At 39.4% G+C, this 24,960-nt stretch carries 20 protein-coding genes; 12 read left to right on the forward strand and 8 right to left on the reverse strand.

The genetic code is table 11. The features are described 5' to 3' along the window. Positions 1–172 precede the first annotated feature (172 nt). Positions 173–1,918, forward strand: a complete 1,746-nt coding sequence (locus AAW12_RS00850; protein ID WP_046671740.1) for a M61 family metallopeptidase — start codon at positions 173–175, stop codon at positions 1,916–1,918. Between the two features lie 51 nt (positions 1,919–1,969). On the opposite strand, the gene AAW12_RS00855 is transcribed toward AAW12_RS00850, so the two are convergent. After that, the gene (locus AAW12_RS00855; protein WP_046671741.1) at positions 1,970–2,470 is read right to left on the reverse strand and encodes a hypothetical protein; all 501 of its coding nucleotides are present in this window, start codon (positions 2,468–2,470) and stop codon (positions 1,970–1,972) included. Positions 2,471–2,731: 261 nt separating this feature from the next. Between AAW12_RS00855 and AAW12_RS00860 the strand changes: the two genes are divergently transcribed. Continuing rightward, positions 2,732–4,498 (forward strand): AMP-dependent synthetase/ligase, encoded by a 1,767-nt coding sequence (locus tag AAW12_RS00860; protein WP_046671742.1) that lies wholly within the window; start codon positions 2,732–2,734, stop codon positions 4,496–4,498. Positions 4,499–4,534: 36 nt separating this feature from the next. Then, a complete protein-coding gene (locus AAW12_RS00865; protein WP_046671743.1) occupies positions 4,535–5,539 on the forward strand; it encodes a YihY/virulence factor BrkB family protein in 1,005 nt (334 codons plus the stop codon). A gap of 2 nt (positions 5,540–5,541) precedes the next feature. Here the strand turns inward: AAW12_RS00865 and AAW12_RS00870 are convergent, their stop codons facing one another. Together AAW12_RS00870 and AAW12_RS00875 are read right to left on the reverse strand one after the other, a co-directional pair. Beyond that, positions 5,542–6,228: a hypothetical protein gene (locus AAW12_RS00870; RefSeq protein WP_046671744.1), complete on the reverse strand. Its 687-nt coding sequence runs from the start codon at positions 6,226–6,228 to the stop codon at positions 5,542–5,544. Positions 6,229–6,291: 63 nt separating this feature from the next. Beyond that, positions 6,292–6,903, reverse strand: coding sequence for a WbqC family protein (locus tag AAW12_RS00875; protein WP_046671745.1), 612 nt, complete (start codon positions 6,901–6,903; stop codon positions 6,292–6,294). An 87-nt stretch (positions 6,904–6,990) separates the two neighbouring features. Here AAW12_RS00875 and AAW12_RS00880 point away from each other — a divergent pair, with 87 nt between their 5' ends. The 7 genes from AAW12_RS00880 (at position 6,991) to rplI (ending at position 13,184) form a co-directional block, all read left to right on the forward strand. Next, entirely contained in the window at positions 6,991–7,857 is an 867-nt protein-coding gene (locus tag AAW12_RS00880) for a lysophospholipid acyltransferase family protein (protein ID WP_046671746.1), read from the forward strand. Then, positions 7,854–8,885 (forward strand): glycosyltransferase family 2 protein, encoded by a 1,032-nt coding sequence (locus AAW12_RS00885; protein ID WP_046671747.1) that lies wholly within the window; start codon positions 7,854–7,856, stop codon positions 8,883–8,885. The genes AAW12_RS00880 and AAW12_RS00885 overlap by 4 nt, the downstream gene beginning before the upstream one ends. 119 nt (positions 8,886–9,004) lie before the next feature. Continuing rightward, complete coding sequence (gene ligA / locus AAW12_RS00890) at positions 9,005–11,029, forward strand: NAD-dependent DNA ligase LigA (RefSeq protein WP_046671748.1); 2,025 nt, start codon at positions 9,005–9,007, stop codon at positions 11,027–11,029. Positions 11,030–11,066: 37 nt separating this feature from the next. Then, on the forward strand, positions 11,067–11,945 hold the full coding sequence (gene dapA / locus AAW12_RS00895; protein WP_046671749.1) for a 4-hydroxy-tetrahydrodipicolinate synthase: 879 nt from the start codon (positions 11,067–11,069) through the stop codon (positions 11,943–11,945). Between the two features lie 148 nt (positions 11,946–12,093). After that, a complete protein-coding gene (gene rpsF, locus AAW12_RS00900; RefSeq protein WP_046671750.1) occupies positions 12,094–12,462 on the forward strand; it encodes a 30S ribosomal protein S6 in 369 nt (122 codons plus the stop codon). Further along, the gene (rpsR, locus tag AAW12_RS00905; protein WP_028071347.1) at positions 12,462–12,725 is read left to right on the forward strand and encodes a 30S ribosomal protein S18; all 264 of its coding nucleotides are present in this window, start codon (positions 12,462–12,464) and stop codon (positions 12,723–12,725) included. Before rpsF ends, rpsR begins: the two co-directional genes overlap by 1 nt. A 15-nt stretch (positions 12,726–12,740) precedes the next feature. Continuing rightward, positions 12,741–13,184 (forward strand): 50S ribosomal protein L9, encoded by a 444-nt coding sequence (gene rplI / locus AAW12_RS00910; RefSeq protein WP_046671751.1) that lies wholly within the window; start codon positions 12,741–12,743, stop codon positions 13,182–13,184. 576 nt (positions 13,185–13,760) lie between these two features. On the opposite strand, the gene trxA is transcribed toward rplI, so the two are convergent. Continuing rightward, positions 13,761–14,081, reverse strand: a complete 321-nt coding sequence (trxA, locus tag AAW12_RS00915) for a thioredoxin (RefSeq protein ID WP_046671752.1) — start codon at positions 14,079–14,081, stop codon at positions 13,761–13,763. 124 nt (positions 14,082–14,205) lie between these two features. Continuing rightward, positions 14,206–18,624 carry a DNA polymerase III subunit alpha gene (dnaE, locus tag AAW12_RS00920; protein WP_046671753.1) on the reverse strand — a complete coding sequence of 1,473 codons (4,419 nt, stop codon included), beginning with the start codon at positions 18,622–18,624 and terminating at the stop codon, positions 14,206–14,208. Between the two features lie 729 nt (positions 18,625–19,353). On the opposite strand from dnaE, the gene AAW12_RS00925 reads away from it, so the two are divergent. After that, entirely contained in the window at positions 19,354–20,136 is a 783-nt protein-coding gene (locus AAW12_RS00925; protein WP_046671754.1) for a Cof-type HAD-IIB family hydrolase, read from the forward strand. On the opposite strand, the gene AAW12_RS00930 is transcribed toward AAW12_RS00925, so the two are convergent. Beyond that, positions 20,133–20,732 (reverse strand): hypothetical protein, encoded by a 600-nt coding sequence (locus AAW12_RS00930; RefSeq protein ID WP_046671755.1) that lies wholly within the window; start codon positions 20,730–20,732, stop codon positions 20,133–20,135. The genes AAW12_RS00925 and AAW12_RS00930 overlap by 4 nt on opposite strands. Before the next feature lie 45 nt (positions 20,733–20,777). On the opposite strand from AAW12_RS00930, the gene AAW12_RS00935 reads away from it, so the two are divergent. Beyond that, positions 20,778–21,677, forward strand: coding sequence for a pirin family protein (locus AAW12_RS00935; RefSeq protein WP_046671756.1), 900 nt, complete (start codon positions 20,778–20,780; stop codon positions 21,675–21,677). 162 nt (positions 21,678–21,839) lie between these two features. Here the strand turns inward: AAW12_RS00935 and AAW12_RS00940 are convergent, their stop codons facing one another. Both AAW12_RS00940 and AAW12_RS00945 read right to left on the reverse strand, forming a co-directional pair. Beyond that, positions 21,840–22,439, reverse strand: coding sequence for a DUF502 domain-containing protein (locus tag AAW12_RS00940; protein ID WP_046671757.1), 600 nt, complete (start codon positions 22,437–22,439; stop codon positions 21,840–21,842). A gap of 44 nt (positions 22,440–22,483) precedes the next feature. Further along, positions 22,484–24,925 carry a bifunctional UDP-N-acetylmuramoyl-tripeptide:D-alanyl-D-alanine ligase/alanine racemase gene (locus AAW12_RS00945; protein ID WP_046671758.1) on the reverse strand — a complete coding sequence of 814 codons (2,442 nt, stop codon included), beginning with the start codon at positions 24,923–24,925 and terminating at the stop codon, positions 22,484–22,486. Positions 24,926–24,960 lie beyond the last annotated feature (35 nt).

Below are 24,960 nucleotides of genomic sequence, written 5' to 3' on the forward strand. Positions count from 1 at the left end.
TTATGTATATTGGAGGATACTATCAGCTTGTTCCTCTCATCGTTCTTTTTTTACTAAAAGAACGATGACAGTAACAAGCAGCTTCATAATTGTAGAACCAACAATCTATTTTTTTGTTTGGTTAAGCGTACGATACTTTTAATTTTGTAAGCTCATATTAAAATCATCTTTCATGGACAGTGACCATTTCAATATACCCGAAATACATTTTGAGGTATCATTTTCAGAAGTACAAGCTCATTATATTGAAGTAAAAATGAGCATCGCAAAGCTCAACCAGCCTTATGTCGATCTAAAAATGCCGGTCTGGTCCCCTGGATCTTATTTAATTCGTGAATATGCTAAAAACGTAGAACGATTCCGATCATTTGACAAAACAGGCAATACAGTTGCCCACCAGAAAATTTCAAAGAACACCTGGCGGATACCCACAGAATCTTTGGATCAAATCGAAGTAATATACGCTGTATACGGTTTTGAAGTTTCTGTGCGTACCAACTTTTTTGATAGTGACCATGCATTTATCGTCCCTACGGCAACTTTCTTTCATATCGATGGTCGTATAGACAATCCTTCGACAGTCAGCATTGCACTAAAAGATTCTTGGGCAAGTATATCAACTGGACTCGAACAAATTGAAGAACATAAGTTTTATGCACCAAATTTTGACGTATTATACGATACGCCCATCGAAGCCGGTAACCAGGATGTCTGGAAATTTCAAGCGGCCGGTGTCGAGCATGAATGCGCCATGGTCGGAGGTGGAAGTTATGATAAAGAACGCCTGACGAAAGATATCACACGTATCGTCGAAGAGGAAACCCGCATCTGGGGTTCGAACCCCAATGAGCGATACGTCATTATTACCCACAATTACCAAGCTGGAGGTGGAGGCCTAGAACATCTCAATTCAACAGTATTGGGAGCGTCGAGGAATGCGTATTTAAATGAGACAAGCTACAAAAACTATTTGAGTCTCGTTGCACATGAATATTTTCACCTGTGGAATGTCAAGCGCTTACGTCCAAAAGCTTTAGGACCGTTTAATTACGATGGCGAGAACTATACCACAGGCCTCTGGATCATGGAAGGATTCACTTCGTATTATGATAATTTAATTATTAAACGCTGTGGATTTTATGATGAAAAAGAGTACCTCGCTTTGCTAGCTAACGATTTCAATATTGTATTGAACCGGCCGGGGCATGCGATACAGTCTGCCGCAGCCTCAAGTTTCGATACCTGGATTAAATATTATAGGCCTGATGAAAATTCGATGAATTCAGGAATTTCCTATTACAACAAGGGGGCAATGCTGACAGCATTGTTGGATATTAAAATTATCGCTGCTACAGAAGGTAGACTAAAATTGGATGATGTTATCCGTGAGGCTTATGAGGAGTTCTACCTAAAACTTGATCGCGGATTTGAAGAAAATGAATTGAGAAGCCTTGCTGAACGCATCGCAGGCACATCATTGGACGACATTTTCAATGCTGCCCATCAGGACGGAGAACTGGATTATAACGATTATTTTAATCTCGTTGGTTATGAAATTGTGGATACCAATATTGATAACAACACATTGACACTCGGCATTACGACCAACAAAGTGGACGGGTTAATTTCGGTAGCAACAGTGGAAAAAGGCTCTGGTGCGTATGACGCTGGATTGAATGTAAAAGACGAACTGATTGCAATTAATAATAACAGGCTCGACGTGAAAGACAAGGAAATTGATTTCATTGTTCAACATGCCAAAGAGGGTGAAACATTAAACTTCCTGGTGGCACGAGATGGTTTAGTGCGTGAAATCCCTGTTCAGATCAGAAAGAGCAATAAAAAGATATACGAAATCCGCCAACTCAAAGAACAAACCTTTCTACAGGAATTGCTGGGTAAAATCTGGATGGCTTAACACGGAAGTAGTAGCATTAAAAAAGAAAAGCGGAGATCCCGCTTTTCTTTTTTAAAATTTATATCTTACTGAAAAACCGATCGGATCAAACAATTTGATACTGGATTCGTTTAGGAAATCGAAATAAGGTTTTACATCCAATGAGATTTGAAACGGAGCCTGCGGAATATTATATTCAATACCGACGATACCGTCAATACTCAGGTTAAGCTGTGAGTCAAATGAATGGCGCTGACCATCGATAATTTTGTCTTTCTCTTTATAAGAGCCTACGCTACCACCGAAACCATAATACCAATTGAATCCTCCAGTTAATGGTTTATAGATTTCATATAAGCCAACAACGCGGAAACGACGGAAGTCAGAATTGCTCTGAATGCTCATAATACCTTCCAATGCGTGGTCCGGGTTAAGCGTATGACGATACGTAATTCCCTGAGCAGACCCAAATCGTCCACCAATAGCACCCCTATTGTCCAACTGAGCCATAGCTCGATTGGATAATGCTCCAAACATCAGCATTCCACCGACAGCCAAAAATATTTTTTTCATAAAAATCGTACGCTTTTTTTTGCTTTACATTTTCCCAAACATAGATAAATTGCTTTTTATATGCAATATAATTGCAGTGCACATAAAACTATTTACCGGAACTTCCCCTACGAAGGACCTTTTCTATAGGGTAAATATCTATTACAGCTATAACGAAACAATGTTTAATTTGTTATGACAATAATCCCAAATTATCCAACTTTATTTCTGTATATTTAGGTCAATACAGCATGTAGTAGTAACCAAATAAACTCAAGTGATATGGGCAGAATTTTTGACTTTATAACCTTATATAAAGAAAAATACGCAAAGGACATCATGGTGGCAGGGCGAGATGGAAGTGGCCAGTGGAGGACGTATTCGACCAAAGAGTACACCGACGCGATTGACACCTTAAGCAGGGCGTTACTGAAACTAGGTCTCAAAAAAGGTGATCGGGTCGGAATCATGTCCGGCAACCGCCCCGAATGGAATTTAGTTGATTTTGCCTGTAATCAAATCGGTCTCGCAACTGTTCCCCTCTATCCCACTTTATCCGCACAGGACCTTTCGTTTATCGTCAATGACTCGGATGTCAATGTACTCTTTGTCAGCAATAGCGAATTGACAAACCGTATTGAACAAGCGATCAGGGAGCACGGTATACACCCACAACTGTATACATTTGATGCCATTGAAGATTATACCCAGCTAAAAACATTCATCGAAACAGCAAAAGATGACTCAACTGATCTAGCTCCGCTTCGTGATGCAGTCACAGAAGACGATCTGTTAACTTTAATCTACACCTCGGGTACAACAGGACGTCCCAAAGGCGTCTATCTCTCGCACAAAAACGTGTATAGCAACGTCTTGGCCTGCAACCACCTGATCCGGTCAGATTTCAAAACAGCACTAAGCTTTCTTCCTTTATGCCATATTTTTGAACGCATGGTGGTGTATATGTACTATTCGAAAGGAATCCAGATCTATTTTTCGGAAACCTTAGACAATGTTGTCGCCGACATCAACGATGTCAAACCCGATGTGTTTACCACCGTACCCCGAGTCCTGGAAAAAGTATACGATAAGATTATTGAAAAAGGGAAAGCCTTAACGGGATTAAAAAAGAAAATTTTCTTCTGGGCTGTTGATCTAGGGTTAAAATTTCAGGAACCTGAACATAATGGCCCTTTTTACAATATCAAACTTGCGATCGCTAGAAAACTCATATTTTCAAAATGGCAAGAAGCTCTTGGCGGAAATATCAAGATCATTGTATCGGGTGGGGCAGCTCTTCAAGAGCGACTCGCACGTGTATTCTGGGCTGCTGGACTTAAAGTACTTGAGGGATATGGGCTGACTGAAACATCTCCTGTTATTGCCGTAAACTCCTATCTACCGCATGGATTGAAATTTGGGACGGTGGGCAAACCACTGAAAAATTTGGAAGTTAAAATTGCTTCAGATGGTGAAATCCTTGTGAAAGGTCCCAGCATCACGACAGGTTATTATAAAAATGAAGAAGCCACGAAAGAGGCTTTTGACGATCATGGTTTTTTCAAGACAGGCGATATTGGAGAAATTACATCCGATGGTTTCCTTAAAATAACCGATCGAAAAAAGGAAATGTTTAAGACGGCAGGTGGTAAATATATCGCCCCCCAATCCATTGAAAACAAACTCATGGAATCTACCTTAATCGGACAGGTCATGGTTTTCGGAGAAAATAGAAAATTTCCTGGAGCGTTGATTGTTCCTGCATTCGATGTGCTGTCAAAATGGGCAAACCAAAAAGGTATTTCCAGCGGTTCAAACGAAGAAATCATCAAAAATCCGGAAGTAATCCAAAAATATCAAGAAGAAATTAACCGATTATCTACTAATTTTGGACATTGGGAAATTGTGAAGAAATTTATTCTTCTTCCAAAGGAATGGACAATAAACGACGGTCAATTGACGCCAAAATTGAGTTTAAAACGAAAAATTATTTTAAAAGAGAACGAAGCTGTAATCGATAAATTGTATCAGGAACAAAACCAAGAGTAACAATTTGCACGATTATTGGAGCTGATTATCGTACTTATGAAGCACGTTAAACTACGAGATTTATTTACACTCGCTTACTGGAAAAGTATTTGGCATGTCCTAGTTGATGCCTTTAACGGATTCAATGATGACAAATGTATGAAGAAGAGCGCTTCATTGGCTTATTATACCGTCTTCTCCATCGGTCCACTTCTTATGATTGTGATCTGGTGTATCGGATTCTTCTATGGAGAACATCTTCAAAGTGGATCTTCGGCGCAGGATCAGGTGTTGGAGGAAGTCATGGTTCTTTTTGGACAGGATGTGACCATGCAGATCCAGTCTTATCTTCAAAAGATAACTTTCGAGAATAAATCCAATATGGGGATCACGATAGGTATCGTTACATTGATCCTGTCTTCCACAACCTTATTCGTTGATATACAAGATTCGATAAACAATATCTGGAAAGTAAAACCTAAACCAAAAAAGGGATGGCTAAAATTAATTATCAACAGGTTGATCTCTTTTTCCATCGTGATCGCCTTGGGCTTTTTACTTATTGCCTCGCTCATGATTAACGGAGTCATCGTTGCCGTAACCAATTTAGTCATGACCTATTTCCCTTTCATTCCGATTGCACTAATTTCATGGGTCAATACAGGTATCACATTTTCGGTTATTGTCATTTTATTTGGCTTTATCTTTTCCTTTCTTCCCGATGCCAAAGTAAAATTCAGAGACATGCTTGGCGGAGCCATTTTTACGGGTTTACTTTTCATGTTAGGCAGGTACGGCATTTCAATTTATCTGAACCTTTCCTCCACAGCAAGTTTCTACGGGGCTGCGGGCTCTATTATAGTCATGTTATTATGGATCTACTATTCGGCTGCAATATTGTATTTTGGGGCAGAATTCACCAAGTTTTATGCCATTAAATTTGGTGCAGGCATTGTACCTTCCACATTTGCGGTAGCGGTTGAACAGACGGAAAAAGTTAAAAAAACAGGAAGCGACGCCGAAGCACATGTTGGAGACACCATTCAGGTCTTAAAACAATAAATTTATTTTTTGTCTTTTTTACCACTGATGGAACCGTCTATACCGATGACGTCAATGACTTTGTCTCCAATCTGCGTGATATCGGATTTTAAACCGATCATGACGGTAAAAATATTAACAGGCCTATCCTGTATCTTCCTAAAATTATGGAGATAACCAAGCTCGAGCCCTAAAAAGAAGCCATTAAATTTGTAATCTGCGCCAGCCCCCAATTTACTGGAGAAATTCAGGTGATTTTTATTCTCCATCTTGACGAGCTTTTGATCTGCTAGCACACGCGCTCTCGGCTCACTCGCCAGACCAACGCCAGGCCCAGCAAAACCGTAGATATTCAGTCTACGCATCTGTTTCCTAATCCCGCCCGAGAATGAAAAAGTATAGAAATTCGTATTGACATCTTCTATGCGGTATTCGAAATCGGGATCAATTAAGGGTTGTTTGTACTTAAATGAAAGTGTATAAAGCGTGGGGGATACAAAAAACATTGAATTTTTCAGGGATATATCTAAACCAATACTACCCGAAAACTTTGGCGAAAGTATATCTTTGGTTTTCCCGATCGGAAAACCCATTCCCGTTGTACCCCAATAGTAAACTTTTCGATAATGTATCGTATCAACGCCGCCCTGAGCCCGTATAGAGTTCCAACACAAAGAAAGAAGGAGAAAAGTAAAAAAGAATTGTTTCATTTAAATGCGTTCAATATTGAATAACAACAATATTAAACGCATTTTGTTCAAAAAATCGTCCGACTATAGATAACTTTTTGATTGCGGCCCTTGGTTGAACAACAAATCGATAATACTCAAATCTGGGTAAAATCCATTTTTATCAGAGAAAACCTGATAATATTCTTTTGGATAAGGCCATATACTTTCTTTTTTGGGATGTATAAGGTTGCGGAAATCGATCGCTTCTAACGGCTCGGCCACATACGCTTCTGTAAACCCTATTGTTCGTTTAAGTTTGATTGATTTTAGAATAAGCTCCAGCTGGGCCACATTAAAATCGACAAGATAGTCATATTTACCTTCGTAAAACCGTATAAAATCATCTTCATAATACTCAAAATATGCAGAACTCCGGTAAGCGGTCTGTATACTTAACCAGTGTAAACGTTGCCAGTTAAATTCATAACTTATCCGAATATCTTTTATGGGAACTCGTTCTTTATTGCCATGTTGAATGGGTACGATCAAATCCTGCACACCATTTGCTGAAGCAATGCGTGCTCGCGTACGATAGCTCTGCTTTTGAAAATGCTCGTATTTCTCGATGAACAAAGGAAGATTATGCTCTTGTATTGTATGAAAATAAGATATTGGTGGAAGATAACATGCCGGAAGTAATAACTGCGATTCCATAAAAACTGATGATTTTTGTTATAAGTGACGCAAAAATAACTTAAATTAAGGATATTTGTAAAGAACACTGGGAATTTTAGCTATAGCATGAAACAAAAAGCGTTAAACGCATTAATCTATATCATCTCTCTTCTCCCCTATTGGTTTCTATATTTGATCTCCGATGGGCTTTATTACATACTCTACTATATGATTGGATATAGGAAGAATATTGTATTTCAAAACTTAAAGAATGCTTTTCCAGAAAAAACGGATAAAGAACGCCTGGTTATTGCCAAAAAGTTTTACCGTTTTTTCCCGGATCTCCTTGTCGAATCGATCAAATTGAAAACGATTACGGCTGAGGAAGTCAAGAAAAAGATGACTTTGGAAGATGTAGAAGAATTGACGAGACACCTCGAGGCAGGCAAAAACGTAATCGGGGTAACTTCACATTATGCCAATTGGGAGCTTGGTATTCACCGTTTGAGTTTAATCACCAACTTCCCTACACTGATAGTATACAAACCACTCAACAACAAAGACATTGACACGGTGTACAATGACATGCGGGGACGGTTTGGCGCTGAAATGGTTCCAATGAAACAAATACTCCGTCATATCGTCAAGTTGAAGGGCCAGCCCAATATCAGTATACTCGTTGCCGATCAAACACCACTGTATTCGGATTCCGATTATTTTATTAATTGGCTAAATCAGGAAACATTGGTCTATACAGGAGCCGAAAGACTTTCTAGAATAAGTAAAGCACCTGTGGTCTATTGTTATATCGGAAGAAAGCCCAAAAGAGGGCAGTATTTCTGTAAATTCGTTACTTTAATCGAAGATCCAAGTGGCTTTGGCGAGCATGAAATTACCGATATACACAATCAATTTGCTGAACAGCTTATTCGTGAAAACCCAGAATATTGGTTATGGTCACATAATCGCTGGAAAAGAAAACGTAGAAAATGAGTAAATTACCCAAAGTAGCTGTCGTTATCCTCAATTGGAATGGTCGATTTTTCCTAGAAAAATTTTTGCCATCCGTATATAATAGTTCGTATCCGAATGTCGAATTTGTCATTGGAGACAATGCCTCCGATGATGATTCAATTTCATTTGTGAAACAGTACTATCCGACGATTACTATACTTGAAAATGATAAAAACTATGGCTTCGCAGGAGGTTATAACAAAATACTGCAGCGTGTAGATGCTGATTACTATGTACTCCTCAATTCGGATGTCGAAGTGAGCCAAAACTGGATTGAACCCGTGATTGAATACTTGGAAAGAAACCCTTCCCTCGCAGCAGCACAGCCTAAAATCCGTTCATTTCATGACAAGCAGAAGTTTGAACATGCCGGAGCCGCCGGTGGCTATCTGGATTACTTTGGCTTTCCTTTCTGTAAAGGGAGAATCCTACATGAAGTAGAAGATGATGCGGGACAGTACGATAAGGAATCCGAGATCTTTTGGGCATCTGGAGCTGCGCTTTTTATTCGCTCAAAAGCCTGGAAGGAAGCAGATGGCCTTGATGAAGATTTCTTTGCTCATATGGAGGAAATCGACCTGTGTTGGCGATTAAAGAAAATGGGCTACGGCATAGGCTATTGCCCTAAATCTGTTGTTTATCATGTTGGTGGAGGAACCCTCAATGCAAGTAATCCCAAAAAGACTTACCTCAATTTTAGGAATAATATGGTCATGCTGCAAAAAAACCTACCGTTAGGCAAAGCCATATGGATTATTTTCATCAGGCTTTGGTTTGACTTTGCTGCCCTTGCTAAGTTTCTGATCGACAGAAAACCTAAGGATGCTTGGGCAATCAGTCGTGCGCATCAGTATTTCTTCTTGAATATTTTCAAAAATGCTAAAAAACGAAAAAAATACAAGGCGAAAGAAAATACAAAAGGGCATTACACAAAATCAATTATCATTGATTTTTACACAAATAACAAACATAAATTTTCACAGCTAAATCCAGAGGATTTTAAATAGCATATTATTTTCCCAAAACACAAAATGCAGAAAACCGCATTTTAAAAATAAAGCAGTCATTACAACAAGATTCTTTATTTATTTTATTTAAACGTACTTTTTATTTGTAATTTTGCAAAATGTTGGTGATGGATATTGAAAAAAAGATAAAAGACTTAACGGCAGAGCTCAACCATTATAACTATCAATACTATGTATTGGCGAACAGTGTTATTTCGGACTACGACTTCGACCTTAAATTAAAGGAACTCGAAGCGCTGGAAGCTCAATATCCCAACTTTGCCGACCCCAACTCCCCGACACAGCGTATTGGTGGGGATATTACCTCCCGATTTCAAACGGAAAAACACCGCTGGCCAATGCTTTCATTGGGCAACACGTACAGTCAGGCGGAACTACTCGACTTCGACCAACGGATCCGCAAAATCATCGGCGATCAGTTTGAGTATGTTTGTGAATTAAAATTTGATGGTTTATCGATCAGTCTGACGTATGAAAATGGCCTACTAAGTAAAGCCGTTACACGCGGTGATGGCACACAAGGCGATGTTGTCACAAACAATGTGAAAACAATTCGTTCTATCCCGATCAAACTCAAAGAAGGCGATTATCCAGATCAATTCGAAATACGAGGTGAAATATTTATGCACAAATCAGCTTTTCTTCGACTGAATAAGGAACGAGCCGATAATGAAGAGCAAACCTATGCCAACCCAAGAAATTTCGCTTCTGGAACCATTAAACTTCAAGATTCTGCTGAAGTTGCCAAACGCCCATTGGACTGTTTCCTTTACTTTTTGTACTGCGACAACAGAACAAATCTATTTCACGATCATTGGAATAGCTTAAACCATGTCAAAGACTGGGGATTCCACGTCAGCGAGCATAGCAGAAAATGCAGCACATTAACCGATGTTTTTGCATTTATTGACTATTGGGATGTCGAACGTCATAACCTAGGATATGAAATTGATGGAATCGTTATTAAAGTAAATGATTATGCACAACAGGAAGAGCTTGGCTTTACGGCCAAAAATCCACGTTGGGCAATATCCTATAAATTCAAAGCCGAGCGTGTAGAAACCATTCTTAACTCGATTAGTTATCAAGTTGGACGTACCGGCGCCGTTACACCTGTTGCCAACCTTCAACCTGTACAACTGGCAGGCACAACGGTAAAGCGCGCGTCCTTACACAATGCAAATGAAATCGCACGTCTCGATCTACACGAACATGACACTGTCTTTGTGGAAAAAGGGGGCGAAATTATCCCTAAAATAATCGGGGTAAACCTCGACAAAAGGTTATCGGGATCGACAAGTTTTGTCTACCCGACTTCCTGTCCGGAATGCGGCGCAGCACTTATACGGCAAGAAGGGGAAGCAGTACACTACTGCCCGAATGAAACCGGATGCCCGCCGCAAATTGTTGGCAAAATGCAGCATTTTATCGGACGAAAAATGATGGATATCGAAGGAATGGGAGACGAGACCGTGGATACTTTCTTCAAAAAAGGTTTGTTACACAACATCGTTGACATCTATGGTCTCAAAGACCATCAGGATGATCTACAACAACTGGAACGTTTCGGTCAAAAATCAATCGATAACATGCTCAACGGCATTGAAAAATCCAAAGAAAAACCTTTTGAAAAAGTTTTATTTTCGCTTGGAATACGTCATGTCGGCGAGACGATTGCAAAAAAATTAGCCCAGCATTTCAAAAATATTGATGCACTAGCGCAAGCCTCAACAGAGGAAATCGAAGGAGTACAAGATATTGGACGTCGCATTGCGGAGAGTGTCAAAGAATATTTAGACAATCCAATTCATCAACAACAGATTGTCGCGCTGCGAAATTATGGCTTAAATTTCGAAATTGAGGAAAAGGAGATCATCCTGGCGAGCAATTCACTTGAAGGGAAAACTTTTCTGATTTCCGGTGTATTTGCAGACCATTCACGTGAAGAGCTGGCAGCAGTAATTGAAAGCAACGGCGGAAAGATGTTATCTTCTATTTCTGCCAAACTAAGCTACCTCGTGGCAGGAGATAAAATGGGACCGTCCAAACTAGCGAAGGCTGAAAAATTGGGTATCCCGATGATTAATGATCAAGAACTATTAGAACTCATTAATCCCAAGTAAGTTTTTTTAATTAAATTTATATAAATACAAAAACAAGATGAACGAGCTTCACGGCGCAGGAGTAGCATTAGTCACTCCTTTTAACTCAGATGAATCTGTTGATTTCGAAGCATTAGGTCAGCTAATTGACTTGCAAATCAACGAAGGTATGGATTATTTGGTTTCTTTAGGTACAACTGGAGAAGTTGCCACTTTAACCAATGATGAACGAAAGCGCATCTGGGATTTTACTGTCAAGCGCGTGAACGGTAGACTACCCTTGGTTGCTGGAATTGGTGGAAATAATACGGCCGAAATTGTGGAGCAAATTAAAAACTTTGATCCAACAGGTTTTTGCGCAATTCTATCGGTATCTCCTTACTACAACAAACCAACACAAGAAGGCATTTACCAGCATTATAAGGCTGTTGCAAGCGCCTCTCCACTTCCGGTTATTTTATACAATGTACCTGGACGTACGGGTAGCAATATAACAGCACAGACAACATTGCGACTGGCCAATGATTTTTCGAATATCGTAGCCATCAAAGAAGCTTCCGGCAATTTTGCACAATTCAGCGAAATTCTACGGGATAAACCAGCAGAATTTCTATTGATTTCCGGAGACGATCCGGTTACCTTGCCGATGATGTCGCTTGGCGCTGCTGGTATCATTTCAGTGATCGGAAATGCGTTACCGAAAAAGGTAGCCACATTAGCGAAGTTATGTGCTGAAGGCAATTATGCCGAAGCTAGATCAATCCACAATGAACTTCTTAACATCACAGATCTATGTTTTATTGAAGGAAACCCAGCTGGTGTAAAATACATTTTGCAGGAATTGGGGATTGGAAAAGATCAATTAAGACTTCCTTTAGTGCCTGTTAGCGAAAAAATCCAGGCAGCTATCAAAGAAGAATTAAAGAAATTGAACTAAGATATAGTCGAATTCGTTTGAGAAAAAGTTTAGATTCCAGGAAAGGGTCTAAACTTTTTTATTTCAAAGCATTGCAACATAACAATATAATAACTACCTTTGCACTTCCACAAAAGTGGAATTTTAAATAACAAAATTAATTAACAAAATGCAACAGTACGAATCTGTAATCGTTCTTACCCCGTTGCTTTCTGATGATGCTGCGAAAGAAGTAATCGCAAAATTCAAAAACATCTTAACAGAAGGCGGAGCCGAGATTGTCGCTGAAGACAATTGGGGTTTGAAAAAATTAGCGTATCCAATCCAGAAAAAAACGACTGGATTTTATCACTTAACTGAATTCAAGGCTCCAGGTGAATTAATCAATAAATTAGAGGTTGAATACAAACGTGATGAGCGCATTATGCGTTTCTTGACTGTAAGCTTAGACAAACATGCCAAAGCATACAACGAGAAAAAACGTAGCGGTGCATTCAACAAAAAAGCTGAAACTAAAACTGAGGAGGGCGCAAACTAATGGCTAACGAAAATATCCAATACGTAACTGCTCCTAAAGTAGAGGACAACCGTAAAAAATACTGTCGTTTCAAAAAGAATGGTATCAAATATATCGATTATAAAGATGCTAACTTCTTGATGAAATTTGTAAATGATCAAGGTAAAATATTACCTCGTCGTTTAACTGGTACATCTTTGAAATTTCAACGTAAAGTAGCTCAAGCTGTTAAACGTGCTCGTCACATCGGCTTATTACCTTACTTAGCTGATGCAATTAAATAAGGAGGACGATAGAGAATGGAAGTAATTTTAAAACAAGATATCAAAGGCTTAGGTGAGCAAAACGATATCGTTAATGTAAAACCAGGTTTCGGTCGTAACTACTTAATCCCGCAAGGATTTGCTATCCAAGCGACTGAATCTGCAAAGAAAGTTTTAGCTGAGAACATCAAACAAGCTCAGTTCAAACAAGAAAAAATCAAAAAAGACGCTACTGAATTAGCAGGTAAATTGGAAGCTATCAAACTTTCAATTGGTGCTAAAGCAGGTGAATCTGGTAAAATCTTTGGTAAAGTAAACAGCATCCAAATTGCTGATGCGTTGAAAGCAAAAGGCTTTGATGTAGATCGTCGTCGTATCACTTTCGAAGTAGAACCTAAAGAATTAGGTGAATACATCGCTAACTTAAACTTACACAAAGAAGTGAAAGTTCAAGTTCCTTTCGAAGTAATTGCTGAATAATTCAGTTTATTTAGTCAATAATATAAAGCGGCTATCCTTTCGGATAGCCGCTTTTGTTTTACCCCTACTTTACCCCCCAAAAAAAACTCGCGTTACGGAGAGCAACGCGAGGCATAATCTAGGGTATTTGAAAGGGAAAATCTTTATCAATCTCTATTTTTTTAAAAAAACAACTCCAAAACCACCGAGTCAAAAAAATAACATCGAAACCAGTTAAACCGAAACAAATCTTTTTCGAAACTCAATTTCAATACTCAAAAGAAGGAAAAAATATTCATTTTTACAAATTAAATTGAATTTTTTATCAAAAAATCATAAATAATTTTAAATTTCCAAAAATATAAACATAAAACAGGACAATAAATCACTAAAAACTACCATAAAACCACAAATATTTAAACAAACACAGAAAAATAACGTAAAAACATAAACGAAAACATAAAAACAACATAAAAAGAATAAAAATCAAGATAAAAATCAAAAAAAACACTAAATAAAATTCAAATAGATAAAATTTAACAGCAAAAAAAAGCCTGAAATATTATATTTCAGGCTTTTTTTTATTTTTCAGCTAAATTATGCTAATTGTTTTTCCAATTTCTCGTTCAATACTGATTTTGGAACAGCTCCAATTTGTTTATCAACGATTTCTCCATTTTTAAAGAACAATAAAGCTGGAATATTACGAATGCCATAACGAACAGAAATCTCTGGATTTTCATCTACATTCACTTTTCCTACAACAGCTTTACCTTCATAATCCTTAGCCAATTCTTCAACCACAGGACCTACCATACGGCAAGGACCACACCACTCTGCCCAAAAATCGATTAATACTGGTTTGTCTGCTTTTAAGACAACTTCTTCAAAGTTGCTATCTGTAATTTCTAATGCCATAATCTTTTAATTTTATAAACCGAAGTTATATCTATAATACTATTTAATTGCTAAAATCAATAAACAAAGATAGTAACAACTACCAATGTATTTGTAATCTTAATTACACAAATTCTAATCCAAACTAATTCAATCGGTAATTTATCCCTTCAAACTTATCTATACAATCCAAAAATTCATTTGTTAGGTTTATTTTCAGACTTTTAGCTGGCATTTCGACAGATATTTCATCTTGTGGATCCCATATTTTAAACTTCAATTGACAATTTGGCACAACTCCCTCGATCTCATTTTGCGCCAGTATATCCTTGATTCCATCAAGAAATGCTTCGTTCAACTTAGGTAAAGGAATATTGATCGTAAAACTCTTCGCCATCTTCTCACGAAGATCCGAAAGCAACTGCACACTGCGCAGCTCAAAGCCCCAATTTCCAACCTGTCTGAAACGCTCCTGTACCAAACCCCGCAATTGCACAAAATATCCCTCTTGCAAATATCCCTTCAACTTAACGTATTCTTCGCCGAAAACTGCCATATCATAAGAATCACTATAATCTTCTATGATAAATGACGCAAAAGGCTTACCTGTCTTCGTCAATCGATGGTTTGCCGATGCGATAATACCACCAATCACCAATTCTTTGTTCTTGATCCGATTAAACTCAAGCAAAGTCTCTTCATCGACCTCTGCTGCCTTAACCTTATTGATCAAGGCCAAATCTGAAACCGAATTCTGACAAAAATGTTCAATCTCAAACCGGTAGGTATCCAAGGGGTGACTGGTCAGATAAATACCTATAACATCTTTTTCATATTTAAGCTTTTCAATCAATCCCCATTGCGGACATGGCGCCAAAACTGGCTCAGGCAATTCTGCAGCCCCTCCTACACCAAACAAGCTCGCTTGGGCCGAACTTTCATTTTCCTTAAAGCGCTGGCCAAATCGGATCGCCTTTTCCATTCCTGTTGAATTTTCATCCGAATGAAAATATTGTGCACGGTGCGTATTCTCAAAACTATCAAAGCCTCCAGCATAAGCCAGACTCTCAAAAGCTTTCTTGTTGACCGCACGAAGATCGATTCGTTTAGCCATATCGAAAACAGATTTATACAATCCTGATTGCCGTGTTTGCACGATAGCGTCTACCGCTCCTGCCCCAACACCTTTCACCGCACCTATTCCAAAACGAATAGCTCCAGATTCATTTACAGTAAACTTATAATAGGATTCATTCACATCTGGCCCCAATACCTGCAAGCCCATTCGTTTACATTCCTCCATAAAGAATGTCACCTGCTTGATATCATTCATGTTATTGGAAAGTACCGCAGCCATGTATTCCGCAGGAAAATGCGCTTTTAAATAAGCGGTCTGATAAGCAACCCAAGCATAACAGGTCGAGTGGGATTTATTAAATGCATAACTCGCAAAAGCCTCCCAGTCGGTCCAGATCTTCTCCAGAACTTTTGCATTATGCCCTTTCTCCTCTGCCTGCGAAACAAACTTCGGCTTCATCTTATCGAGTACAGCCTTTTGCTTCTTACCCATAGCCTTACGCAAGACATCGGCATCACCTTTTGAAAATCCCGCAAGCTTCTGGGACAAGAGCATAACCTGCTCCTGGTAGACTGTAATACCGTAGGTTTCCTTGAGGTATTCCTCACAAGCATCCAAATCGTAAACAATGGGGTCTATACCGTGCTTACGCTTAATAAAACTTGGAATATATTCGATTGGTCCCGGACGATAGAGTGCATTCATCGCAATCAAATCGGCAAATACCGTCGGCTTAAGGTCGCGCATGTATTTCTGCATTCCAGGAGATTCATACTGGAACACCCCTATGGTTTCTCCACGCTGAAAGAGCTCATACGTAAGCTCATCGTCGATCGGAAACTGATCCGGATCCAGCACAATACCATGACTTAATTTGACATTTTCAACCGTATCTTTAATCAGTGTCAGTGTCTTTAAACCCAAAAAGTCCATTTTCAGCAAACCGGCACTTTCAACAACGTGGTTATCGAACTGCGTCACATACAGATCAGAGTCTTTTGCCAAAGAAACAGGAACGAAATTAGTAATATCGTCTGGCGTAATAATAACACCACAGGCATGGATACCTGTATTTCGAACAGAACCTTCCAAAACCCTAGCCTGTCGGATCGTTTCGGCCTCAAGCCCAGCTCCATCGGCAATAGACTTTAGCCTATTCACAGCTTCGATCTCTTCAGTTCTTAGCTTTTCCTTTAACCCCGCATCATCCAAGGTAAAAATTTTAGATAATTTAAGATTTGGGATCAGCTTGGCAATTTCATTGGCATCACCTAAAGGTAAATCCAATACGCGCGCCGTGTCCTTAATGGATGACTTGGCAGCCATGGTACCATAAGTAATAATTTGGGCAACTTGACTGGCCCCATATTTATTGATTACATATTGCATGACGCGCCCACGGCCCTCATCATCGAAGTCAATATCGATATCGGGCATGGATACACGGTCAGGATTTAGGAAACGCTCAAAAAGTAAATCATATTTGATCGGATCGATATTGGTAATACCAAGACAATAAGCGACAGCAGAACCGGCAGCCGACCCACGTCCAGGCCCAACAGAAACTCCCATAACACGAGCAGCAGCAATAAAATCCTGTACGATCAGAAAGTATCCGGGATATCCCGTCTTCTCGATTGTCGCCAACTCAAAGTCTAGACGTTCACGAATATCGTCCGTAATTTCCTGATAACGTTTTTTTGCCCCAACATAACATAGATGAGCAAGGTATTTATTCTCACCTCGTTTTCCGCCATCTTCAAGATCCGCTTCCACTTGAAATTCCTCAGGAATATCAAATTTAGGCAAAAGAACATCGCGGTTCAGTTTAAAAATCTCCACTTTATCAACAATTTCCTGAATATTTAAAATTGCTTCGGGTAGATCTTTAAAAAGGGCCTTCATTTCATCTGAAGATTTGAAATAATATTCCTGATTGGGTAAACCAAAACGGAATCCACGTCCCCTACCTTTTGGAGTCGATAGCTTCTCACCATCTTTCACACAGAGCAAAATATCATGCGCATGCGCATCGCCTTTCTTCTCGTAATACGTATTATTGGTTGCAACAACTTTGACCTGATATTTGCGGGAAAATTTAAGCAGGGTTTGATTCACACGATCTTCATCTTCCTGACCATGGCGCATCAATTCAAGATAAAAATCATCTCCAAATTGCTCTTTCCACCATAGCAGGGCCTCTTCGGCCTGGCTCTCACCAATATTCAGTATTTTATTAGGTACTTCCCCTTGTAGGTTACCCGACAGGGCAATAACATCTTCCTTATATTGAAGGATAAGATCTTTATCAATACGGGGTACATAATAGAACCCAGCAGTATACGCAAAGGAAGCCAGTTTAGCCAGGTTATGGTACCCCCGTTTATTCTTTGCCAATAATACAATTTGATACCCATTGTCCTTTCGGGACTTATCTTTGTGGTTTTCGCAAACAAAAAATTCACAACCAACAATTGGTTTTAAAAGTTGACCAGTAGGCTCCTGCCCATTTTCAATCGCCTCGGCATTCTGCGCTTCTACCTCCTTGTTATGTCCAATAACACGAGACACAAATTCAAAGGCGCCCATCATATTTCCATGATCGGTCAATGCAACCGCAGGCATATTATCCTTGACCGCTGCCGAAACCAACCTATCGTATGACATCGTGGACTGCAAGATCGAAAACTGAGAGTGGTTATGTAAATGGGCAAATTTGGCATCCTTTAAGGCTGCTAATGCGTCCGCATCAACAACAACCTTGACTTCATCTGGCTGAGACCGTTTTCTAATTTCATCAGAAGCTGCTTTTAGGTTGATATGTTTCAGTCCAACAGTGGGTATAGGACCAGGATTGTTCGTTTTAAAATCGACAAAGTAGCCCGTATCGACCTGAAGTTCTTCGGCAGTGAATACTTCTCTTCTTACAAGCTCCAGAAAACAACGTGTTGTCGCTTCCACGTCGGCTGTTGCATTATGTGCCTCAGCAAACGGTACTCCAAATAAATAAGAATGCAGCTCGGTAAGGTTAGGCAACTTATAGCGTCCGCCCCGTCCGCCTGGGATTTTCAGAAGTTCAGCTGTTACTTCCGTACAGGTATCCAATACAGGCATATTAGCCATATTGGACGTGACACCATAACGGTAAAATTCACAGCCCATGATATTCAAATCAAAACCAATATTTTGTCCAACAACAAACTTAGCTTTATTCAATGCCACATTGAATTTCTCTAAGACCTCCTGGAGCGGCAATCCCTGCTCTTCTGCCAATGCAGTCGATATGCCGTGTATTTTTTCAGAGTCATAGGGTATATCAAATCCATCTGGCTTAACCAAGAAATCGTGATGTTCGACCAAATTTCCCATCTCATCATGAATCTGCCAAGCCAATTGAATACAGCGAGGCCAATTGTCCGTATCGGTAATTGGTGCGTCCCAACGCTTAGGCAAACCCGTCGTTTCCGTATCGAAAATAATATACATAAAATTCTAAACCTCTTTAATACAACACATTAAATGCAAGACAATTTACATTTTTTTGAACTTGAAATTTACGAAATTATTAGAGAAGATTATGTCAGATTTTTGCGAAAATCCACTAAAGAAAATCTAGCATGACACAATACCGCCTGCTGGTTCCTCTTTAATAAGAAACAGCAGCATAAACTCCTCAATCTTCCTTTTTTTATGTATATCGAAAGAGTCAATATCAGGTCAAATTGTAAAACCCTCCATCTCTTTTTTTATCATGTATTTCGAAATAGCTAAACTTATACCAACGTCAATTTAACAGCTCTTTTAACAGGTATCTAATAGGGACTTTATAGGGACCTCATTCGGATGAACCCCTGTTACCTGCCCATTAAGTCCCTTTTATTTCAGGTTTTATTTTCACTAAATTATACGGTTAACCTTTACTTGTCTCTACCAAGTGTGGCAAAAATTTTCATAGGACCGATGTCGATACTCGTCTGGCTAAATTCAACAAGCCTGCACAATTAACATATTACTCCCAACACTACATTGAAAGATAATACATCTCAAACCGCAACACACTACTTATTAGGTCGGTGCCCCTTTACCCGTGTATTTCTACCCACAATACAATTAAATATCAGATAACCCTAAAGGAGTTAAAATAGCCCAAATTTAATATTGTAATACTTACACTATCCCAAGTATTTAGTATATTTGGTTTTGACCCAAAAATCCATGATTAAAGCGATCTTTTTTGACATCGATGGAACTTTGCTAAGTTTCAAAACGCATCAAGTTCCCGAATCTACTCAACAGGCATTTCAATTATTAAAAGAAAAAAATATCAAGGTATTTGTTTCAACAGGAAGATCCTACAATCAGCTGGGGCATATTCGTTACCTCGATTTTGATGGATATATCACCTTCAATGGCGGGTATTGCGTCACAAAGGAACAGGAAGTCATTTATAAAAATAACATCCCTCAAAAAGACATTCGCTCCTTATTGGATTATGCTAAAAAGCGTGAGGACCTGACTTTTTCATTTATGTCCGAAAAGGAAATTTCCTTAAACCAGGTTACACCTGAGGTACAACGGATGTACGAACAGGTCAATGTGCCGACACCACCTATTCGGGATTACGAAAAGGATTTTGATCTGGACTCTGTTATGCAGGTCAATGTTTTCATCAATCCTGAAGAAGAAGCTGAATTCATGGAAAATGTGATGCCAAATTCAGTTGCTTCGAGATGGACGCCCATTTTTGCGGATGTCAATCCGATGGGGCAAAGCAAAAAAATTGGAATAGATGTTTTTTTAGATCATTTCAACTTTACCTTGGAAGAAACTATGTCATTTGGCGATGGCGGAAATGATATTACCATGCTAGCGCACACCCATATTGGAATTGCTATGGGTAATGCAAATCCCGAGGTAAAGGAAATTGCAGATTATATAACAGACAGTGTTGATGAAAATGGTATCTGGAATGCATTAAAACACTTCAATATCATCTAAAGTTGGATAGTTAAAGTTATTCGAGAAGTATTGCTGTTGCTATTCATCAGCAAATTATGTTTTTCCGGAAAAAGATAGTCCAATCGCTGTCTAAAATCACGTATAAGTGTACTGCTAAATTGACTTTCCAGATAATGGTTCACGCGATAGCTAACTTCAAGCATAATCAACTTGGATGAGCCCGATAATCGGATCCGTACAGGATGAGAAGACATCGTATTATAACCATTCTCAACAGCATGCTGTACCACAGGAAAAAGAATGAGCGGCGGCAACATAATCTCCTCCTGAGCCTGAAGCTTATTTTCCCATTTGACGGTAAAACCTACTGGAAGAAAACGTTCAGCCAATTGTAAATATTGGTTCAACAAGCTAAGCTCCACCTGCATCGACTCCAATCGGTCAACATGAAGCTTAAGCAACTGCTCTTGGAAAGCAAAAAAGTCCGGTGGATCTATTTTGTTACTCTGTATTAGGTGATCGATCAAAAAACTGTCCAGCTGACTGTTCCTAAAAGACAACCTATCTGCCAGCGCCAAAAGCGCTTCATTTCTTACACTCTTTTTACCCAAAAAACGATTGATTATACTTGACATTTCTTAAATTGCTGTAGATTAGAAACACAAAAATAAGGAAACATTATGTCAAATATTGCAATAGTTATTGAAGAAAGAGCCGCTGACATAGGCAATTTCTTAGTTGGGCGACTTCTTCCTTTCAGGCAGAAACGTATGGTCGGCCCTTTTATCTTTATCGACCACATGGGACCTGATAACATTGCCGAACCGCACTTTATGGATATTGCACCACATCCGCATATCGGGTTATCCACATTGACTTATCTATTCGAAGGTAGCATTATGCACCGTGACAGCTTAGGAAATGCCGTTGAGATCAAACCTGGAGCAGTCAATTGGATGACGGCAGGTAAGGGTGTTACACACTCCGAACGAACCCCGGAACAACTGCGATCGACGCCGCACGACCTCCATGGACTGCAGATTTGGGTGGCCCTACCAAAAGAACTCGAAAAAATGGAGCCTAATTTTGTTCACATAGAAGAACCGCAACTTCCACATTGGACCGAAGATGGCGTATCCTATCGCTTAATTGCAGGAGAAATTAAAGATCACCGTTCCGAGGTCCCCGTATACAGCCCATTATACCTTATTGAAATCAAAGCGGAAAAAGATGCAACTATTAAACTAGGTGATCATCTATATGGCGAAAGTGGATTATATATCCTGCATGGGACTGTTCATGCGGAAGGTCAGGAATTCGGTCCAAAGCAGATTTTAGTTGCCAAAGATGCGAAACTGTGTGAATTCAAAATGGAGGCTGGAACCTCGGTCTACATTTTTGGTGGCGAACCTTTTCCTGAACAACGCTATATCGACTGGAACTTCGTCGCTTCGGACATTGAAACATTAAAAATAGCGCGCGAAAAATGGGAAAAACATGAATTTCCAAAGGTTCCTGGAGATGACGGCTATATTCCAATCCCGCCAGTAAATCCAACTTTAGGGCAGAAAAAAGCTTAGCAGCACTATTTCTTCATTTGAACTTGGCAATCGCAAACGTATCTGCCGTACGGGATTACAATTGGAAGGACAAAACAGACGAAAACAAAAAGGCTGGAAATTGTGGATAATTTCCAGCCTTTTTATTAAATAAATCTTAAAGTCAACTGTTGCAAAGAAGTACTAATGGGCTATCCCGCTCACACCACCGGATACAACCAATTTCATGGCATCTGTTGGCGACATATCTAATTTTTTCACCTTGTCTGCACTGATAATGACAACCTGTCCCGCAAAAGAATATGAATATGGAAAATACACCATAACCTCTTCTTCAAGCCCAATGCTTTTTAAATCATGTTGCGTTAAGAAACCTATCTTCTTCAGACCAAACTCATTCACCGTTACCAAGACAGGTTCATTAAATTTCTTTGCGTCACCAACAAAGGCCTCTGTAAAATCTTTAATCGAAGAATATAATGTATTTAAAAGTGGAATCCGCTGGATCTGATGATTAATCCACACTTTAATTGGATCTGTAACAAAATTTGTAAAAATAAGCCCTGCCAAAACCAACACCAAAATAACGGTCAGAATACCTATTCCCGGAATATACAAGGGATGCCCTCTATCATCTTCCAAAAAATGTTCAGTTAGATTCAATGCCGAATCAACTGATGCAACAATCCAAACTATTAAAAAAATAGCACCAGCTAGAGGAACCACCACCAGGATACCTCTTATCAAATAATTAATAAAGCCTCTAATTAATTTGCTAAACATGAATTGAAAATCAAATATTATTCAAAAATGCAGAATATCCTTTATTATTCATAAAAATATACTCTTTTTACGCGTTGGGAAATACTGGTCAGCAGTTCATAAGGGATCGTTCCTATAGCCTTCGCTGCTGACTTTATATCAGGGTACACGATAACTTCATCTTCCTCTCCAACTTCCACATCCGTTACATCCAGCATACACATATCCATACAGATATCACCTATAGTAGGGACTAAAAAACCGTTAACCAACATTTTACCGACACCATTACCAAAACGCCTATCGTAACCGTCCGCATAACCAATTTTAATCGTGGCGATCTTACTATCTCTATACAGAACACCGTGCCTATTATAACCTACGGTCTCACTTGCCGGGAGGTATTTAATTTGCGTCACATTAGTTTTCAAGGTACTCGCCTCCCTAATTGGTAAATCATGCCGCTCAATATCGATACCATAGAGACCGATCCCCAATCGTACCATATCAAAATACGCATTCGGCCACAGTTCAATACCCGAGGTTGCTGCAATATGACGTAGAAAGGAATATCCTAGACCACTTTCTAGACGTTTCGTAAAGTCATCCAGCAGATCAATTTGTCGCTGCGTAAATTCCCGGTCCTTTTCATTGCCTGCAGACGCTAAATGGGAAAAGGCAGATTTAACCTCTAAAACCGCTTCCGTACGCAACACAGCTATTAAACGATTGACCTCGTCAGGCATAAAACCCAACCGATGCATGCCAGTATCTATCTTAATATGAATCGGAAAGGAAGTTATCTGTTTCGTTTTCAGAAAATTCAAGAAGGAAAACAATATTCTAAAGCTATAAATCTCCGGTTCAAGGTTGTACTGAACGATGGACTCAAAAGAACTTTCATCCGGACTCATTACCACAATAGGCAATGTGATTCCCGCACCGCGCAAATCCACCCCCTCATCCGCAAAAGCGACCGTCAGATAATCCACCCGATTAAATTGCAAAAGATTTGCTATCTCGAAACTTCCACTACCGTAAGAGAAAGCTTTGACCATTGTCATCAGCTTAACATGCTTCGGTAACAACTGGCGGTATACATTTAGATTGTTTTCCAGTGCATTCAAATTGATTTCAAGAACTGTATCATGTGATTTTGCGACCAAAAGCTGACTGATACGTTCAAAATGAAACTCCCGTCCTCCTTTCAGTAATACCGTCGCATTTTCAAAAGAAAGCGACCTTATATCGGCCAAAAAAGCAGCAGTATCGCTATATGAAATGGAAGGCACATCAAATTGTGCAGCCAATTTAGGCAACACTTCACCTATCAATATCAATTTATCCAAACGATACTCACTAAGCAAACGTCTCAGCTTGGACAAGCTTTTTTCATCTTCGATAGTAACACCGGGAATATCCGATAATATCAACATCTTGAACGGATGCTGGCCCTGTTGATTTAAAAACTCCAGGGCTATTTGTAGTGCATCCAGATCATTACTATACGAGTCATCGATAATGGAGCTATTCTTTTTTCCTTTTTTTAACTCAAGACGCATCGCCACAGGCTGCAACTCTTTAATCCTCGATGCGATCACTTCATTTTCATAACCAAAACGTAGCATTACCGCTACACAATTTATGGCATTCTCAACATTTCCTTTATCCACAAACGGTACTTCAACAGCAAAGGTGCGCCCGGTATAATAGAAGGTTACCATAGTAAATCGGTCGTTGACCTGTTTGATGGAATACACCTCCAAAGAAAGCCCCTCATCAAGCCCCCAGGAAAATTTTCGTGGCCGATAAGGCAATTGAACATTTTCAAGGTAAGTATTCGGAAAAATCATGGTTTCAACATGCTTAAAGAGCTCGAGCTTTTCATAAATCTTTTCCTCCTTCGATTTAAAACCGGCTTTATGTGCCACACCAATGTTGGTCAATAGTCCTATGGTTGGTTTTATCATCTGCTCAAGGCGCTGCATTTCTCCTTTCTCTGAAATGCCTGCTTCGATCAGCGCAAGATTATACTGATCGGAAAGTCCCCATAACGAAAGTGCCACACCGAGTTGAGAGTTATAACTCTTGGGACTTCTATAGATCTTATATTCAGGAGACATCAGCTGAAAAAGCCATTCTTTTACTATCGTTTTACCATTGCTACCAGTAATTCCAATGACCGGGTAATCGAATTTCTGCCGGTGAAAAGTAGCCAGTTCTTGTATAGCAGACAAACTATCCGCTACCCAAAGAATGTTAGCCTCCAAAAACTCCATTTCCTGTGCACTATCGATTTGAAGCACAAAATTACGAACTCCCTTATCATAAGCTTCTCTAATATAACGGTGGCCATCTCTATTCTTCTGAAGTGCAAAAAAAATCCCGTTGTCCGCTTGGACAATTTTACGGCTGTCGTAAAATAAATGCTGGACAAAAGAATTGGGATCCGTGATAAATGTGCGATTGGGATGTAAAATCTGGGCGATTTCCGATATTTTGTACATTCTCCTGATATTTTTTGATTGTGTCAAAACTGAAC

It is taken from the genome of Sphingobacterium sp. Ag1 (assembly GCF_000988325.1).
GTDB lineage: Bacteria > Bacteroidota > Bacteroidia > Sphingobacteriales > Sphingobacteriaceae > Sphingobacterium.